This window comes from Parcubacteria group bacterium, from assembly GCA_041659505.1.
Lineage (GTDB): Bacteria > Patescibacteriota > Minisyncoccia > Moranbacterales > UBA2206 > UBA9630.
Map to the genome: position 1 here is coordinate 434,058 of JBAZYF010000001.1, position 17,870 is coordinate 451,927.

At 40.5% G+C, this 17,870-nt stretch carries 16 protein-coding genes; 2 read left to right on the plus strand and 14 right to left on the minus strand.

Annotation, left to right across the window (positions count from 1 at the left end; genetic code table 11):
• Positions 1 to 20: 20 nt before the first annotated feature.
• The 6 genes from WC848_01900 to WC848_01925 all read right to left on the minus strand — a co-directional run bounded on the left by WC848_01900 (position 21) and on the right by WC848_01925 (position 6,510).
• A complete protein-coding gene (locus tag WC848_01900) occupies positions 21 to 707 on the minus strand; it encodes a hypothetical protein (GenBank protein ID MFA5961417.1) in 687 nt (228 codons plus the stop codon).
• 5 nt (positions 708 to 712) lie between these two features.
• Positions 713 to 1,138: a PrgI family protein gene (locus WC848_01905; GenBank protein ID MFA5961418.1), complete on the minus strand. Its 426-nt coding sequence runs from the start codon at positions 1,136 to 1,138 to the stop codon at positions 713 to 715.
• A gap of 73 nt (positions 1,139 to 1,211) precedes the next feature.
• Positions 1,212 to 2,339 carry a hypothetical protein gene (locus WC848_01910; GenBank protein MFA5961419.1) on the minus strand — a complete coding sequence of 376 codons (1,128 nt, stop codon included), beginning with the start codon at positions 2,337 to 2,339 and terminating at the stop codon, positions 1,212 to 1,214.
• Positions 2,340 to 2,356: 17 nt separating this feature from the next.
• A complete protein-coding gene (locus tag WC848_01915) occupies positions 2,357 to 4,303 on the minus strand; it encodes a hypothetical protein (protein MFA5961420.1) in 1,947 nt (648 codons plus the stop codon).
• A 3-nt stretch (positions 4,304 to 4,306) separates the two neighbouring features.
• Complete coding sequence (locus tag WC848_01920) at positions 4,307 to 5,341, minus strand: hypothetical protein (protein MFA5961421.1); 1,035 nt, start codon at positions 5,339 to 5,341, stop codon at positions 4,307 to 4,309.
• Positions 5,342 to 5,400: 59 nt separating this feature from the next.
• A complete protein-coding gene (locus tag WC848_01925; protein MFA5961422.1) occupies positions 5,401 to 6,510 on the minus strand; it encodes a hypothetical protein in 1,110 nt (369 codons plus the stop codon).
• Positions 6,511 to 6,564: 54 nt separating this feature from the next.
• Here WC848_01925 and WC848_01930 point away from each other — a divergent pair, with 54 nt between their 5' ends.
• Complete coding sequence (locus WC848_01930) at positions 6,565 to 8,244, plus strand: UbiA family prenyltransferase (protein ID MFA5961423.1); 1,680 nt, start codon at positions 6,565 to 6,567, stop codon at positions 8,242 to 8,244.
• 78 nt (positions 8,245 to 8,322) lie between these two features.
• Positions 8,323 to 8,463, plus strand: coding sequence for a hypothetical protein (locus tag WC848_01935; GenBank protein MFA5961424.1), 141 nt, complete (start codon positions 8,323 to 8,325; stop codon positions 8,461 to 8,463).
• 70 nt (positions 8,464 to 8,533) lie between these two features.
• On the opposite strand, the gene rsmA is transcribed toward WC848_01935, so the two are convergent.
• The 8 genes from rsmA to pnp form a co-directional block, all read right to left on the minus strand.
• Positions 8,534 to 9,388, minus strand: a complete 855-nt coding sequence (rsmA, locus tag WC848_01940; protein ID MFA5961425.1) for a 16S rRNA (adenine(1518)-N(6)/adenine(1519)-N(6))-dimethyltransferase RsmA — start codon at positions 9,386 to 9,388, stop codon at positions 8,534 to 8,536.
• 4 nt (positions 9,389 to 9,392) lie between these two features.
• Positions 9,393 to 10,346, minus strand: a complete 954-nt coding sequence (locus tag WC848_01945; GenBank protein MFA5961426.1) for a G5 domain-containing protein — start codon at positions 10,344 to 10,346, stop codon at positions 9,393 to 9,395.
• 176 nt (positions 10,347 to 10,522) lie between these two features.
• Positions 10,523 to 12,049: a YifB family Mg chelatase-like AAA ATPase gene (locus tag WC848_01950; GenBank protein MFA5961427.1), complete on the minus strand. Its 1,527-nt coding sequence runs from the start codon at positions 12,047 to 12,049 to the stop codon at positions 10,523 to 10,525.
• Positions 12,050 to 12,051: 2 nt separating this feature from the next.
• Positions 12,052 to 12,516: a signal peptidase II gene (locus WC848_01955; protein MFA5961428.1), complete on the minus strand. Its 465-nt coding sequence runs from the start codon at positions 12,514 to 12,516 to the stop codon at positions 12,052 to 12,054.
• 19 nt (positions 12,517 to 12,535) lie between these two features.
• The gene (locus WC848_01960; GenBank protein MFA5961429.1) at positions 12,536 to 12,883 is read right to left on the minus strand and encodes a TraR/DksA C4-type zinc finger protein; all 348 of its coding nucleotides are present in this window, start codon (positions 12,881 to 12,883) and stop codon (positions 12,536 to 12,538) included.
• Between the two features lie 81 nt (positions 12,884 to 12,964).
• Positions 12,965 to 13,351: a YraN family protein gene (locus WC848_01965; protein ID MFA5961430.1), complete on the minus strand. Its 387-nt coding sequence runs from the start codon at positions 13,349 to 13,351 to the stop codon at positions 12,965 to 12,967.
• A gap of 800 nt (positions 13,352 to 14,151) precedes the next feature.
• Positions 14,152 to 15,366, minus strand: a complete 1,215-nt coding sequence (locus tag WC848_01970; protein MFA5961431.1) for a hypothetical protein — start codon at positions 15,364 to 15,366, stop codon at positions 14,152 to 14,154.
• A 177-nt stretch (positions 15,367 to 15,543) separates the two neighbouring features.
• Positions 15,544 to 17,652: a polyribonucleotide nucleotidyltransferase gene (gene pnp, locus WC848_01975; GenBank protein MFA5961432.1), complete on the minus strand. Its 2,109-nt coding sequence runs from the start codon at positions 17,650 to 17,652 to the stop codon at positions 15,544 to 15,546.
• Positions 17,653 to 17,870 lie beyond the last annotated feature (218 nt).

A 17,870-nucleotide genomic window follows, 5' to 3' on the forward strand; every position in this document is an offset into this window, starting at 1 on the left:
GATGGCGAGGAAAATTTGGGCTATCTTAATTCCATTTTTTCCGTATCGATATAGCCCTTAGTATCATAAATAGTTGGATTATAAGCATTAAACAGTAGTTCGATCAATTCTTGTGTCTTGAGTGGAGCGATGCGGACTCCGATACCAGAGAGTCCGGCAGTAAGGTGGTCGACCCTTTGATATAGTTGGCTCTTGTATGTCTCAAATGTTTCTCTTTTCTCTATGATTTTTCTTTTGGGATTAAGCATGTTGGAAAAATTACTAAAAAAACCTCTCTCCTGGTTCTCAATAGGGGAAAATGGTACGACAATATAAAACATTTTATCCATAATATCAGACATGGAAACTAATTGGGTGATGAAATTTTTATATTCTGATATTTGCATCCGCATCAATTCGGTCTTTTGTTGCTTCTCCTTGGTGGTTAAAAAATCGAGATAGGTGTCTATATTTAGCTTTCGCGAATTAATCAGAATTTGCAGCGGAAAATCCACTGAGTTGAGAAAGTTTTGGTACTGATTGATGATTGCTTCTTGCTCATCCGTTGCTTTAAGTTCAAAATTGATTGCAGAAACAGCCAAAACTGCCCTAATTGATCCGCTCTTAAGGACTATTACGTCTTCCTTTACTTCTGCTACGTCTAGATATTTTTGCGTAGGTGATTTGGAAGCTTGCTTGGTAAGTTTTTGAGAATAAAGTTTTTCCATGTTTTTTATCTTTTTTTCATATCTAATAATTGGGAAATATCGGCTACTTTTTGAGCGTCAAATTTTTTCCGGCTAATCACGGGAGTGGCTGCTTGATTTTTTTTAGCCTTTTCCGCCATTTTTTCTGGCAAGCGCCGCCAGATATACATTTTAGGTCGGATGATAAACAAGATCGAGGAAAGAACAAATTTAATGAGTGGCTGGTTGTAGGGCCTATAGAAGGCAAAAGAGCCAAAAACGGCTGAAACAATAATAATAGAAAGAATAAAGGCCGACTGGTCTAATGTTTTATAGGTGAGCAGAAGAACTACTGCGCCAGCAGCAAGCCAGCCAAGTTGTTTGGCGGTGAGCGGGCCAACCAGCTTGTCTTCAATATCAATAAATTGGGGGACGTTGAATATCATTAAATTGTCTAAACCGTTAATTAACATTGATTTCGCCGAATTTAGAATTTAATCGGTGCAATAAGTAAAAATAGGTGTTAATCAATGGCTCTAAATTTGCTCATTCCTCTTTCAAGTTTACCACATTTTTAGGTAATGGTCTTGGTGGAGTGGAGTAATTTATTTTAGTGACTTGGCTGGCTTGAGGAAAACTGAGTCGCGGTGGGTGCAAAGTTTCAATCGGTTTTTCTATGGGAAGAGTTTGCGGGGAAGAGAAATGGATATTCCCCGTTTCTGGTTCAGTTTTTGCTGTTTCTTTTTTTGGCAGATCTCTTCTCCAGGCGGAAATCCTTTTTTCATCTGGCTGGAGCTTAGGCGCTGGCTGAGTGATCCTTTGTTTTGGATAATTATTTGTTTGATTTTGTCCTCTTCTGATTTCCGCCGGTTCAGTTGTGCTATTGATGTTTCCAAGATCGATAATTGGTTTTCGAGGAACTTCTTCTTTCTCTGGTATGTTGAAAATTATTTGCTTGGAATTACTATTTATGGAAAGTGGAGTTTTATCTTCAAAGGATTTTATGAGCGCTGACAGCCTTTCTCGGTCTTGAAAGGATAACGTTTGGGTGTTGTCACTTTTAAAAAGATAATTTCCCCGGATAATTGGGTCATGATTGCTGATGCCTATTGTGAAAGTGTAGTCCGAGAGCCAGTTATCGATAGATGGTCGGACTGGTTCGGGGTAAGTTCTGATTTTAATATAGTTGGCGGTGATTAATTGTTCCCCTAGTAGGGGGTATTTTTTTAGTGCATTTTCGATCGGTAGGCTTTCTATTTGGGCTGCATAGGCTTTTTCTTGCGAGCTGTCGTTGATTATTCTTTGGATTACTAGATCGGAAATCTTTTGCGCCGTAGCGATATTAATGCCTATCTCCTTAGATAAATTGGCGGGAAAGTCAGAGAGTTTGAGTTCTTGAAAATAATAACTGCGAATCGCACGAGAAATATCAGCCATTTGTAATGGTTCGAGGTGGAAACTTTTGCCAATATTTTGGATTTTTTGAGCTGTTAAGTCAGTAACAAGTTTGTCCTTTACTGGCTCTGGCAGGATGAGGAATTTTTCTTGTCTCTTTCTGATTTGCTCTGAATTTTCATCATCAGGATTTTTGGTGACAGAAACAGAATAAGGACGGGTGCATAGCACCAGCTTCGCATCCTCATTTAACTTAGAAAAAGGAAATTCTTTTGACATGAGATTGGTTTTTTATTTTAGACAATTCCGATGCTGCTTAGCGCTGAAGAGTTGTTTCCAGAGAGTCTTTTGCGAACTTCTGCTTTTGCCTCAGTTTTTAGATTTGCCCATGCGACTTGTGCTGCTAGTATAGCCCGGTCCCTAGTCGGTCCTGCTGGTTGGCTTATTGTTGCAGTCCAATCTTGATCATTCCACTGTTCAGCGGAAAGCGCACCCATTTGCTGATTTGCAATATGTTGTTGAATGTCGGCAGTTGCGGCTGCTGCGGTTACAGTTGGTGGCAAGCCTGCCGCACTAATTCTTGCATCTAGATCTGCTCGAGCCGTAACTTGGCTTGCAGCACTGAAACTGTCAACATTTTCTCGTTTTGCCTGTTCGGTCGCATCATTTGATTTATTGATAGCAACCAGGTCGTTTCTATTTTGCTTTACTTTGGCGTTTACAGCGCCTCTTAATGCGGCATTGGAATTAGTCCTAATAAAGGCATCATAAGTTGTCTGATCCATTTTTTTATCTTCCGCTAATCTTAGTGCAGCTCCGGCGTCTCCAGCGGCAGCTAGAGTTTTAAGTTCAGGATCGGTCGTGAGATTTTTCTTGTGTTCGTCAGCCTTTCTTCGCATTTCCTTTTCTAGTGATCCCTTGACGGCAAACATGCCCTTGCCAGCATACCTAGCTTCTCTTTCTGCTTGTCTGTCGGATCCAAAATATCCAGTTTTTTTCCAATTGGCCCATTTCTGTTGTACTCCGCCAGGAATGCCGGTTTTCTTAGCTGCCCACCAGGCAGTCTTATGCGGCGCGCTAGCTAATTGTTTCATTTTCTTTTGACCATATCCAACTACTGCTCCTGCGCCTGCGATGCCAGATTTTTGGGCTATGATAATGCCATACCAAAGGATAATGATCGGCAATGCGAAAAAAGAAGCTGCGGAAACCAGTGTTGTTGTGTCCATCGTTGATCCGCTAGTGTTTGTTTTAGCGAGCGCTTGTATACTAGTTTGGCTTGCGCTGATTGCCGTGAATAGTTTGCTGGCAACAAATAGAAAAAAAATTATAATCGGACCAGAAAAACAATATTTCATAAAATCTGTCCACCATTCACTGGCAGAACTGGCCAATTTTGTTCCGGGGGCGATTTGCCCGACAAAAGCGATTGGAGAAAAGATAATATATATAGTGAGCGCTATTGTCCGTATGAGCAGAAGAACGGCGATTATGAGCAGTGTGATGGCTAGGATAAAAGTGAAAATAATAGCAGAAATCAAAAAAACAAGGTCAATACTTTGGCTTTTCAGAATATTTTGAATCCCAGTTCCTTCAATGAGGGTCATAAAAGAATTGGTTCCGCCAAGCGCGTTCAGGAGACCAAACATAAGCATATTGGAAGCGTCGATAATGAAGCGAGAGATGGGGAAACTGAAATTGACCAAAAGCGCCATAATGATCAAGTTGAGTAAGATATTTTTATAGTTAAAATTTGTACTCGCCTGAAAGATGGTAGCGAAAGCGGAGAAGAGCAGTACCATGATAAAGGCGATGTTAAAAACATCGCGGACAGTGCGCCAAGTATCATAAACCACTTGGTTGCTCATGATCGCCTTCATGTTGTTTGCATCAACGATGTATCCAAAAATAGTTTGGGCTACGCTGAGTATTACGGCGACAAAGCTTAATATTCCCTTAAGCAGCCATGCTATTCCCCGTTGAAACCAAGTTGCGCTATCTACTTTTGGTATAGGCATTTTTGACGAATCTATTGATGCACCCTCAGCCCCATAATTATTGGAATACCCTGCAGAAGACTCTCCATTGAGATTGCTTAAGACATTGGAGTACCAATGATCTTCAGCTGAAACTGGTCTAGCTGAATAAACAAGTGGTAAAAAAAATGCAACACAAAAAACTGCTAATAAAATTTTCAGTTTGTTTTTTTGAAAAAAAGTAAGCACGAGTGTATGTTTTTTCATTTTTTATTTATATAGTGCTCCTGGGCCGTAGGCATCAACAGTTTTATTTATTTCACTGCTCGCCTTATTATTTACTGTGGTTATTTGCTGGTTAACTTTTTGCTTAACGCCGGAAACAGCTTTGTTTACTGCGCTAGAAATAACTTTAGACACGGCCGCTGCTGCCAATTCTCCGATACTATTCGCACTTGTAACCGCCAAATTAGGAAGATTGTCCGCGTTAGCTTGCATTTCCTTGTAGAGTATGCCTGGCTTGTCTATGATTCCACTTGTCGTATCACTGATAAATCCCTGATTTGCGATACTTTGCGCGCTTGCAATAGCTTTTTCACTTTCCAATGCCGCGGCGTATTGCTGAGCAATGGCGGACTCGGCATCCCAAATCGTATTTCCACCATTACCATCACCTAAAAGGTAGAGGTTTAGATTAGAAAGTGATGAACCCTGAAACATCTGAGCCGGATCTCCCGGATAGCTCAATTGCCATTCCTTTATATCAACAATAGTATCTTGAGCCATTGTTTGGATGCTTTGGGCAAAGCTTGCACTGCTACTAGAGGAATCAGATGCTCCCAAAACAGCTTCTTTGCCGAAACCTTCCTCGGCAATCGTGCTGGCACCTAAAACACTACCAACTGTTTGATAGCTGGAACTGCCTCGTCCGGCGAGTGCGCGACTAATGTAGTCATTAGCATAGGTTTGCGCGTTACGAGCGGGTGCGGCAATTAAGTAGTCTTGCCAATTAGTTATGAATTTTGGGCCACTGCCTCCTCCAGAAATAAAACTATCCATTTGCTGGGAAAGCATCTTGACAGCGGCTTGTTTCATGGAACCCATAATCATACCTTTGATGGTGTAGGAAATTTCTTCTTGTGCTTGCTTGAAAATGGCGCCCGGAATAGCATCGAAAGGGGCAATCCAAGCATAAGTCTTGACCGGACTCAACAAGAGATAGGAAAGAATCATGAAAAAAAACATGCCCAGATTGATTTTAGTGGGAAGGTGGCCTTCTTTTTGTTTTTTAAAATTATTTTGCATAAAGTGAATAAATATTTTTCCAATAGTGGGAAAATATTGACGGGTAGTGCGCGGTTATTTTAGGGAGTTGTTGTGCCAGCTGTTGCGTCAGTATTGATATTAAACAGCGATTCTATGCCACTGAGATCTTTCGGTGCACTGATGCCATAACTTTCCAATTTCTTTTGGACGGTCTCGTCATAAGTCAGGCCATACTGAGAAAATTTACTTTGGGCTTCGGAGGTAAAATCAGAAAAGACGGTCATAAATCCTTCTATCTTGGAAAGATTGGCGATATTACCCATCGGGTCATTGTCTTTGGCTTGAAAAAGCTCTCCTAGGCTTTCTGAATAAATTGCAAAACGCAAAGCTTTAATATGGATGTCGACCAGATCTTCCGGTACTTCGATGGCATTCAATTGCTCAACTATTTTTTTCTCACTAGTGATGAGATCTTGCAATCCGGAAGAATTCTGATTGGTGATAGCGGTAGTTATAGTGGAAAGGACGCTGGACATGACGCTAGGCGCATCAGTGAGCGAGGTGATTGGCTTAGGGGAATTACTAGAAAAGATGTATGTGATAGCAACGATATAGTTCAAAAGGTCATCTTTTTTCTTGGCGGTAGCCTCGGCTGTGCTTAAATTACTATAACTTTGCGTTTTTATTTTTATATCATCTCTTGTGATGACAGGCAGATCATCCTCGGAAACCGTGCTAGGCGTCATTGTTTCATCGATCAGTGTTTGCAAATCGTCTAGGGAAATTTGCGTATTAGTGGAAGAAGATTGCTGTGCCAGCGTGCTGGCTTTCTGGGCGATTTCGCTTGTTAAATTATCTTCCGTAGTTTCACCAAGGACTGAGCTTGTGGAATCGGCAGAAGAAGCCGGATTTGTGGCGGTGACCGCAGTTCCAGCTGTTGATAATTTATCGCCAGGCGCTTTTTTCAAAGGGTCGTAGCCACTGCGTACTTCTGCTCCGTCAGAATAGCCATCATTATCCGTGTCGGAATTATTCGGATCAGTGGTATAGACTTTTTCTTCTTCATCGGAAAGTCCATCTTGGTCGCCATCGAGAAAGATACTTTTTGTTTCACTGGAAGTAATTTCGGCGCGTACGTAAAAAGCAAAACTCGAAACGATCAAGCTCGCAAGAATGAAAAAAGACAGACTGACATTTTTTATTTTCATATGTAAAAATTATACCACAATAATAGTTAGCTTGGGAAGAGCAATTTTGGAAATTTGCCCAAAAAAGGAAATGGTGATAGTTTTGTCATAGCTATGAGAAAATTTTTTTCCAAAATCGAACACTTGCTTGACACTACGTTTGAACAAAAAGTCGGTATTTTAAGCTGGCTTTTGGGATTTTCCGGCATCATCGCTTTACGGATATTTATTGATTTTTTCTTGGCATCGAAAGCGTTGCCGATCCCGCTCATCATTATTGAATATGTGCATAACTTTTTGTTTTTTTCTATCTCAATAATTTTTATCTGGCTCATTTTAAGTTTTTTTCTAACAGTTAATCCGCAAAAACTTTCCAAGCTACTCTTTTGGAGTCTTTGGGGAATTCTTTTGCCACCCTTGGTTGACATGCTCAAGACCGGCGGAGAAGTTTTCTGGAGTTTTTATGTCATTGGTGGACCGAAATTTCTAATTAGTCAATATCTTACTTTTCTTTCTGATCTGCCTTCGGGAATTGTCTATTTTGGCACTAAGGTCCTTTTTATGTTAGCTGTTATTTTTTCTGGTTTAGTGGTATATCTGAAAACAAAAAATTGGTGGCGGACAATTTTCTCTTCGCTTTTGGTTTATCTTGTGCTTTTTGTGATGGGTGCCGCACCATCATTGATCAGCTTTGGTTATTATTTTTTCGACAAGACCAAAAGAGTATCGGAACTTCAGCCTTATCAAATTGTCCAGTTGTTTGCTTTTCCTACGCCGATCTTTGGGGTGATCTTTGATAATTTAGAATATTCCTTTCCCTATAATCTGCAATTGGTGCTTTTTCCATTCCTACTAATGGCATTGGGATGTCTCTTTTTTGCTTCGGATCGGCTAAAATTTATGGCGCTTGTGAAAAATTTTCGATTACCGCAGATAATTTATCACGCTGGTCTTTTTTTTGTCGGCTTAGGTTTGGCTGCTTGGATTTACCGATCTAATTTTTCACTCAATCTGTTTTCGATTTTTGCCGCATTTGATTTGCTTTTTTGCGTGATTTTGGCCTGGGCTGCCTCCGTTGTCCCCAATGATTTGGCAGATACGCAAGTTGATTCTATATCAAATCCACATAGGCCGCTTCAGCAAGAAATTATTTCACGAGAGCTTTATAGCGAAATTGGCTGGGTCTTGTTTTTTTTGTCAATTTTTGGTGCACTTTTGGTCAATGTGAAGTTTGCTGCTTTACTTTTGGTTTACCAATTTTTGGCTTTCACTTATTCTGCTTGGCCCTACCGATTGAAACGCTTTATTTTTGTGGCTAGTTTTGTGAGTGCCTGTGCTTCACTTATTATTTTTTTTAGCGGATTTGCGCTGGTTTCTGGTGATCAAAATATCCAAGGACTTCCTTGGCGGGTGATTTTTCTCTTGCTTTTTTGCTATACAGTTTCTTTGCCAATTAAGGATTTCAAAGATATTGCTGGGGACGCTCGTGATGGAGTGAGGACGGTGCCGGTGGTTTTTGGCGAAGAAAAAGGACGGATCATTGTGGCTTCTGGTTTTTTTATTTCTTTTATATTGAGCGTTTTCCTGCTCAATGAGAAGCGTCTTTTTTGGTGGGCGCTTCTTTTTGGCAGTTTAGCTTTCATTATTATGACCAACAAAAAAATCCACCCGCGGAAAGTTTTTTGGTGGATTTTGGCTGTTGTTTCTCTGTACGGAATGATTTTGGTCAAAGTGGCTTTTGAGTTGACTTTTTAGGTGATTTCTGCAAAAATAGAAAATCAACAACAGAGAGTGAGAATGAATAGTAGCTTAAAAATGCAAGGGGGTGTAAATATGCAATGGGAATATCTCGTCTATTACTGGATTGAGGGCAGTCTTCAGGAAAAGTTGAATGAATTTGGCCGGGACGGCTGGGAGTTGGTTGGTCTTAGTCTTAGCGGCGGGTATGTTTTTAAGCGGCCCATGGTGTTATGAAAAAAACTTAATGCTATAAAAACAATAAAAAAGGGAGCTTCAAACGCTAGGTTCCCTTTTTTCTTATGGCTTAAAACAAATTAGAGAGTTTTTTCCAATTCTCTAAGCTTAATTCTTGCGCACGTTGGCTTGGTAGGATTCTAAGGCTTTTTAATTTTTCTTCCACCAAGGCTTTCTCTAATTTTAGACTCGCAGAAAGATTATTAGCTAGTGTTTTTCGTTTCGCCGAGAATCCGGCTTTGACAATCCTAAAGAACTTTTTAATTTCTTCTTTGTTTCTTGCTTCGCCCGTCGGAGCTTTAGCGTAGGAGGGTTTTTTAATCCTTGTTAGCCTAATCACTGCACTATCCACTTCCGGAACAGGAAAAAAAGCTGTTTTTGGTACAGCGAAAAGCAATTCAGCGTCGGTATAATATTGCACAGAAAGCGCCAGAATACTCATCTTTCCCGCTTTCGCGCAAATTCGCTCGGCCACTTCTTTTTGCACCATGAGAAGCATTTCTTTTGGTGGATAAGCTGTTTCTAAGAATAATCTAATGATTGGCGAGGTGATATAGTAAGGAATATTGGCAACGACTTTATAGTTTGTAAAATTATTTTGTTTTAACATCTCTGGCAAATTTATTTCCAATATATCGCCCACAATAAGGGAAGATTTATTTTTAAAATTTAAAATTAAATCATTAGAAATTGATTGAAAATTGAAAATTGAAAATTGAAAATTGCGAGCCGTATTCTCTGCCAAATGGCTATCCTTTTCTACCATTATTAATTTTCCAACCCGTCTAGCAAGTTCTGTGGAGAGTGCTCCTTCCCCGGGACCAACTTCAATCACTAAATCATCCGCCGTTAAATTGGCGGATTTTATGATTTTATCCAGGACTTCTTTATCTCTGAGAAAATTTTGACCTAATCTTGATGGCATAATATTAATTTAAAACTTCCTCCACTTTAACCCCGATTACTCCCGCACCGAGTGAAGCGATTTTCGCAAAAGCGACTTTGTCAAGATCGATGATTCTGCCTTTGCCCTGAGGTCCGTAGTCATTGATCTGGACCATAACTGATTTGCCATTGGCGGTGTTGGTCACTTTAGCATATCCGCCTCTGGCGATGGTTGTGCTGGCGGCGAATAATCCGCCTTTGAAGGCATACCAAGTGCCTTGGCCTTTCTTGGCTTCTCCGGTTTTCACATAAGTGCCTTGGACAACAACTTCAGTCACGGGTTCTTTGGTAATGTTTTTCTCCAGAACAACACGGGAAACTTCTTTTCCATCTTTGTAGGTGATTTTGTATTTTACTTCACGGATGCCTTTTTGTCCAGCGATTTCCACTTTTTTTTCTCTCCAGCATAGCTTGCTGTCGGTTTTCTCGGTGGTCTTAAACGCAATATCTTCCGGAATGACTTTCTCTTCTACATTGATGCGAGTAACAGTAATTTCTAGATTATCCATAAGGGGGCTATTTTTATCTGGGGTAGTTTTGTCTAATCGTCCCAAAGTGACATTGTTTTCAGCTAGAGCGAGGACTAAATTATTTGCGAGAGTGTGGTTTTCAATTTTTTTGCCATCGACGAGGATTTTTATTTTGGCTGCGCGACGGATTTGCATGCTTGTTCCCGGAAGAAGCGTGCTAGACCTGTCTGGCAGGATCTCATCATAGTCAGAAAGAATAATTTTTTGTTCCGAGAGGAAGTTATCCACAGTCTGCGCACTGCTAAATTTCCTTGATTCAAGCCCATTATCGTATAAGGTGACTAATTTTGGTTGATTTTCAAAAGATAGCTCTCTTTTTGGGGAATGAAAAAAAAGTTTCCATAAAATGAGCATTATGAAAGCGAAAAGAAGCAGTTTAACGAAGGTTTTTAGAGATTTTTGGAGCATTTATATTTATATCCCCTTCGCCCTCCGGGTGAAGGTGGCCGAAGGCCGGATGAGGGCAAGGGCGTTAAGTTAAGAAAATACTAAATTAGTATAGTTTATTCTCAATCCATAACCCTTGCCCTCACCTGTCACGAGTACGTGACATCCTCTCCCGAAGGACGCGGAGGCTATTTTAGTTATTCACTCTTAAACCGATACTGAATTGCCTCAGCGATGTGTGATGGCTTAATGCTTTCCTCATCTTCCAGGTCAGCAATCGTTCTGGCGACTTTTATGATCCGGAAATAGGCGCGGGCGCTAAGGTAGAAGCGGGAAAGGGCGTTTTTCATCAGTTCCGCTCCAGCTGAGTCTAGCTGGCAATATTTTTTGATCTGCTCACTTTCCATTTCACTGTTAGAAACAATTTTGGAACCTGCGAAACGTTCCTTTTGAATTTTGCGGGCTTTTTCTACGCGCAAGCGGATACTCTCAGAATTTTCTTGTTGGCTGTTTTCGGCCAATTTTTCAAATTTTAACCGGGGCACTTCAATATGTAGATCGATGCGATCCAGGATCGGTCCGGAAATTTTGGCTTGGTAGCGAATGATATTGGCCGGACTGCAGGAGCAAGCTTTTTCCGGGTCAGTGGCGTTGCCACAAGGACAAGGATTCATTGCCGCGACAAGGGTAAAGCGAGCGGGAAATTCCAATGTGCCCTGAGCGCGGGAGATCGTGATGATGCCGTTTTCTAGTGGTTGGCGCAGATTTTCCAGGACGGAGCGAGAGAATTCTGAGAATTCGTCCAAAAATAAGATGCCGCGATGAGCAAGGCTGATTTCACCTGGTCGCGGAAATGTTCCACCTCCAACCAAAGAGGCGGCGCTGGCACTATGATGCGGCGAACGGAACTGTCTTTTAGTGATCAGGCTATTTTCTTTAGGTAAATAGCCGGCGACAGAAAAGATTTTTGTCACTTCCAATGCTTCAGAGACAGTTAATCGTGGTAAAATCGAGGCCATTGTTTTGGCAAGTAGAGTTTTTCCTGATCCGGGCGGACCGCTAAGGAGGATATTATGCGCACCGGCCGAAGCGATTTCTAGCGCTCTTTTGGCGTGTTCTTGGCCTTTGATATTTCGCATATCATAAAGATGACTATTCTCTTCGAAAAGTTTTTCCAGGTCGGTCTTGGGGTAAAAATCTAGCGTGGCTATGTTTTCCAGGTGGCTGAGTAATTCTTTGAGTGTAGATACGGCAATGATGTTTATGCCTTCGATGATTGACGCTTCTTTAGCGTTTTCTAGAGGAACAAAAAGAGTTTCGATTCCTTTTTCTTTGGCAAGGAGTGCGACGAGCAGTACGCCCTTCACAGGCCTGATTCTGCCGTCTAAGGATAGCTCACCGATAAAAAGCTTGTTTGTGTGATCAAAAGAGATTTGCTTGCTAGCCAGCAAAAATCCTAGTGCGATCGGCAAATCATAGAGCGGACCGACTTTCGGCAGATCCGCCGGAGCAAGATTGACTGTGATTCGTCCGCAACGATGCGGAGCGATTAGCGCGCTGTTTTTTATGGCAGAGCTGACGCGATCTTGCGATTCTTTGATAGCCGTGTCTGGTAGACCGACAATATTGAAGCGATGCATTCCAGCAGCAACTGTGTCTACTTCTACTTCAACGAGCGCGCTTTTGAGCCCGATAACAGCGGCGGAAAAAACTTTTGAAGCCATATTTATTTTTTGTTAAACTTTAATATCAGGAGAAAAGCTCCTAAGCAGATAAAAATATCCGCTAGATTAAAAACTGGCCAAACCCTCAGATCGATGAAATCAATCACGCAACCATTATACAGGCGATCGAGCAAATTTGAAATAGCACCGGAAAGAATGAGGACAAGGGGATAATTTAAAATTTTAAATTTAAAATTTGAATTCAATTTAAAATTATTAAATTTAATAATTTCTAATTCATTGAAAATTTTAAATTTCAAATTTAAAATTAAAAAACTAGCAAAAGCAAGAATAGCGATAATAAGTCCTATTATTAGCCAATTTGGTAGGTTTATTCCAAACGCAATGCCCTTGTTACAAATATAAAATCCGCCCGAAGAGCGGATGATATATTTAGCTGACTGATCAATAAAAATCAGTAAGATTGTGAGCAAAAATATTTTTTTATTCGCAGATTCGCATTTCATTCGTAGTTTCGAATCGGATTTAGCATTTAATGCAGGTCTTGGCGCTAGGATTAGCTTTTAGCCTTTCGATGTCAATTTCTTTTTGGCAATTTTCACAAAGGCCATAGGTGCCTTTTTCCATCCGGTCTAGTGCACTAATCACTTCTTGCAAATTTTTCTCGAGAGTTATTTCCACAGGTAAATTGTCTGTATATTGTTCGACTTCGGTCGTGTTGTCTTCGCGGTCAGCCCCGACTTCGCCAAAGGTGGTTTCATAATCCCCTTTTTCTTTGTCGACTGGTCTCGCTATGCGCGCCAAATTTTCTTCTAGCTCTGCCTTTTCTTTTAATAAAAGAGCCTTAAGCTCATCTTGAACATTCTTCTCCATTTGATTAGTTTAATTGGTTATATTTGCGACGATTATATGTTAGCAAAAAAATCGAGACTTGTCTATTATTGATAATTTGAGCTAGATTGACCTTATGTGTTTTATTTTGGCTCTTCTCGTTATTTCATTGATCCAAACTGCAATCACATCAAAGCGATAATCGCAGGCAGTGAGATTGTTTTGCTTTAGGTAAAAATAAGCGATTTTGTCCAGCTTTTGCATCTTATGATAGTTGACGTTTTCTTCCGGATTGGTATTTTTGAATTTTTGCATCTCACGAGATTTTACTTCGACAAAAACCAGCTCGTCTTTTGCCTTATCTTTCGCGATAATGTCAATTTCTCCCAAGCGGCGTCCGCTGGGATTGGCATAATTTAGAGCAATAATCTCGTAGCCTTTATTTCGGAGATAGTTGGCGGAGATGGTTTCGCCCAAGTTTCCTAGTGATTTTTTGGGTGTGATGGTCATGTTTCTAGTATAGCAAGAATTTTCAGTCAAACAAAAAACACCCTTTCTTTGGTGCTTGTTTTTGTTTAATTGTTAATACTTTTTTCCACTGGTTTCGATAAGGTATGGAAACCAGTGGGCTCAACACCCAATAATAAATAAATTTGGCGAGAACCCACCGGTGTTTGTCATGTAACAACATGCAACACGGAAACATTTTTCGAGGGTGAGTTCGATTGTGTTAAATGATGTGCATGTACTATGTCTACATAACGCAAGATTATCCTTAATCTGACGCTTTTTGGCTTAAGAATTTTGTTTTACCATTCTCTGGTGAATTTATCACCTTTGAATTTGAAGGTACTGTGCTAGAATTTTCTAGCGTTTTTTAATTTTTGTTTTTTATTTTTACAAAAATTTTTGTTTTTATTTTTAGGGTCTCTGATGTCAGAAATCAGAGCGGCCATCGCTCGTTGGCGACAACACTTGAACAGTAAAACAATTTTCAATCGCAGATAGGGGGAAATTGCGATTGAAAATTGTTTTACCGTTTTTCTCTCGTGTTTTTAATGTTCAATATATTTATTATAGCAGGAAAAAAGCTCTTGGTCAATGGTAGAAATCATTAGGCTTAAATGGGGCACTGTTTGCATCGGGCTATTTTTTGAAAATTCTATTTTGGTTTCATTTAGTGGCCTGTTTTATAAAGTAATTTACTTTATAAATCTTAGGATAAGCCATTGTTTATCAATCATGTGACTGTTTGGAGTGTCTGGCTCCTGTTCATATCGCGGCATTGTAAATCTATCTTTTTAGCCAGGCTAATTTGCAGTATCAGAAGTTGTAATTTTATCGATAATTGCAAACATTGTCGCCTTGGTAACTCCTAGATAAAGATTATTTCCATAAAAGCTGTAGTCGATAGAGAGATTATCTGGAGAAATTATGTTTTGATAGCGAATGTTTACTCCTGAATAGGTAGTACTGAGAAATGGTCTGGTATTGTCGTAGGAATTTTGAGTAAAAAAGAGCGGATTGACCTCATCAGCAAGATCTTTTTCCTCTTGTAAGAGTACTTTTGCAAGATTGATGTTGTCCCGTGATTCGATTGATAATCCTATTTTTGGCATTGAGGCATCATTGTGGATATATAGGCTGAATTTGTCACCCAAAAGAGCCATAAGTGCAGGGGAGAATTTCAGGCCCATTAGATCGGAAAAAGTCTTGAAATTAAGTGGTTTGTTTTGAGCATCTGTCACGATGAATTCAATTGGAGCTGTGTAATTTCCCAAGGAGACTTTTCGCATGTATTGTTCTAGGGTAGCTTTGATTTTTTTTGGGTCAAAATCAGATGTTTCTAATCGGAGATAATTAGGGCTTGTTTGTGAGTAAGATAGGGTTACTGGTTGCTCTGGTTCTTTGTTTTGGTTTTGTATTTCTGGTTTTGCAGTATTTTTTATGAGGGGCAAAGTGATTTTATCAAAAGGGTTGAAATTATTATCGCGATAATAGCTAAGGCCGATCCAGCTCAAGAGAATAAGAAGGATTGAGGAGAAAATAGAAAAAAAGATCAGGCGCCAACTACGATGAGTAATAGAGTACTCTTTTACCATCGATGGAGTCGGTTTTAATTTGGAAGAAGTAGTAGGTATTTCTGGTTCAAATCTTTTCTGTGCTCGTGTGACTGTCATTGGATCATTATTTTCAACAGATTTTGTTCTTTTTGCGATATTTGCTATCAAGTCATCTGGTTGAAGTTTGTCATCCGTGACAATAATTCCGCTTAGGGGATTTTTGTCGGCCAAATTAGAGAGTGGGCTGTTGCTTTGTTTATGAGGCAAGGGAGTTTGATTGGGTTGGTCGCTTTTTTCTTCACCCACAATCATTTTATGGTTGATGCCGGGAAGCTTCAGGTCTTCTTGCATTGTATATATCGGTGCCTCATCAACATTAAAAGCTGAAGGTATCGCCTGATCTTCGAAATTATTTTTTTTTGCTGATTGATCTGGAGAAACTTTTTTTGTAAAACCGAACATTTTTTTATTCTATCCCTAGCCACTTTATTCAGAAGGTTATATTTGTGGTCAGTGGACTTTTTTTAAATTTATTTATATACAAAGGGGATGATTATTGTGGGATTGAAAAAAGAATAAAATAGAAGCGGAAATCATCCGCTTCTATTATAAAACATAATTCAATTTTTGACCAATTTATTATTCCGCTTGATTTGCCAGTCTTGCTGAAAGATTAATCCGGCCTTGTGAGTCGATTTCTTTGACCTTGACTTTCACAATATCTCCGACGCTCAGAACATCTTCCACTTTCTCAATCCGTCTCTCAGCAATTTCAGAAATATGAATTAGTCCTTCTTGTCCTGGGAGGATTTCCGCAAAGGCGCCAAAGGCCATGATGCGGGTCACTTTGGCATTAAAGATTTCTCCTGCTTTGACTTCGTGGGTGAGATTGTCAATCCATTCCTTGGCTTTTCCGGCAGAAACTTGGTCAGGCGAAGTGATGAAAATCATACCGCTGTCTTCAATGTCGATTTGCACGCCAGTCTGATCAATGATTTCATTGATGATCTTGCCACCAGTTCCAATGACATTTCTGATTTTCTCTGGATTGATCTGCATTGTGATGATTCTTGGGGCATATTGGGACATCTCGGTGCGTGGTGCTGGCAGAACATCGGTAATTTTTTTCAAAATCTCCAGACGATTTTGGTGAGATTGGGTCAGAACCGCAGCGAGCATTTCCAGTGTGACTCCGTCAACTTTCACATCCATCTGCATCGCTGTGATGCCTTTTTCCGTTCCAGCTACCTTGAAGTCCATATCACCGTAGTGATCTTCCAAGCCTTGAATGTCAGTAAGAATCTTGAATTTATTATTTTCTCCGACAATAATTCCCATAGCAATTCCGGAAACTGGGCGCTTGATCGGCACGCCAGCATCCATCAGCGATAGTGTCGAACCGCAAGTGGAAGCCATGGAAGATGATCCATTGGAGGAAAGAATTTCAGAAACTAAAAGAATGGTATATGGAAATTCCTCTTTGGATGGTAAAACTGGAACGAGCGCTTTTTCGGCCAGCGCGCCATGTCCCACTTCTCGTCTTCCCGGTCCTCGCATTGGACGGACTTCTCCGACTGAATATGGCGGAAAATTGTAGTGATGGATGTAGCGTTTTTTCATGTCTACCTCCATCGTATCGATAATCTGCTGGTCACCAGGCGAACCGAGTGTCGTGACTGTGAGGGCTTGGGTTTCTCCGCGGGTGAATAGTCCGGTTCCATGAGTCCGTGGCAAGAGGCCTGTTCGACATTCAATATGGCGGATTTCATCTAGTTTTCGTGAATCCGGGCGCAATTCTTTTTCGAGAATATTTTTATGTACGATTTCATCGGATACCTCCTCAAAGACAATTTCAGCTACTTCTTTCAATTTCGCTTCTTCTTCTGGAAAAGTTGCTTTGATGTAGTCCTTGACTTTGTCATTGATCGCACTCATCTTTTCCTCGATTACTTTCTTGTCTTTGTCATACAATGCTTCAGCTAGATTTTCAGTCATTAAAATTTCTTTGACTTTAGCTTCAAATTCGGGTGTTCCAGCCACAAGCGTTGGCACATTTTTTTCTTTCCCTATTTCCTTTTGAATTTCTAAAATGAAACCGACAATCTTTTTGATTGCTTCTTGTCCAAAAGTAAAGGCTTTGAGCATTTCTTCTTCAGAAATTTCCATTGCGCCACTTTCTATCATATTGACTTTGTCAGCACTGCCGGAAATCAAAAGATCAAGTTCGCCTTCAGCTAATTCTCCATTGCTGACTGGATTAAGCACAAACTCCCCACCGGCTTTTCCGACGCGTACAGCAGCGACTGGACCATTCCAAGGAATATTTGATATGGCGAGAGCAGTCGAAGCAGCGATGATAGCAATCGTATCAGGGTCGTTTTCTCCATCATAAGAAAGTACGGTCACAATTACTTGCACGTCATTTCGCATCCGGTGGTTGAAAAGTGGACGGATTGTTCGGTCGACGGCGCGTCCGGAAAGGACGGCGTCATCGGATGGGCGGCCTTCACGTTTGATAAAACGCGAGCCTTTGATTTTCCCGGCGGCATAATAGCGTTCTTCGAAATCTACCATCAAAGGGAAATATCCACAGACGCGGGATGCGCCTTTACTCATGACAGCCGTCGCAAGTACGACTGTGTCGCCATAACGCACTGTGACGGCGCCATTAGCTTGTCCGGCTAAAAGGCCGTTTTCGATTTCCAAGATACGTCCCCCAATTTGGAGAGACCATTTCTTTTGATCCATTTAGTTGTGTGAAGTCGCATCTGGCACTAAGTTTAGCGAAAAAAACATGTCGTATGACGATGATTTACGAATTAGGAACTGCAAATTTTTGCAAACCCTAATTCATAAATCCCCATACTTTGGCTAATTTATGCCTAAAATGAGACTTATTTTTAATTATTTAACTTTTCAAGTCTAGCCTATTTTTGGGTTTTTGGCAAGTTTTTGCCTGTTTTGGA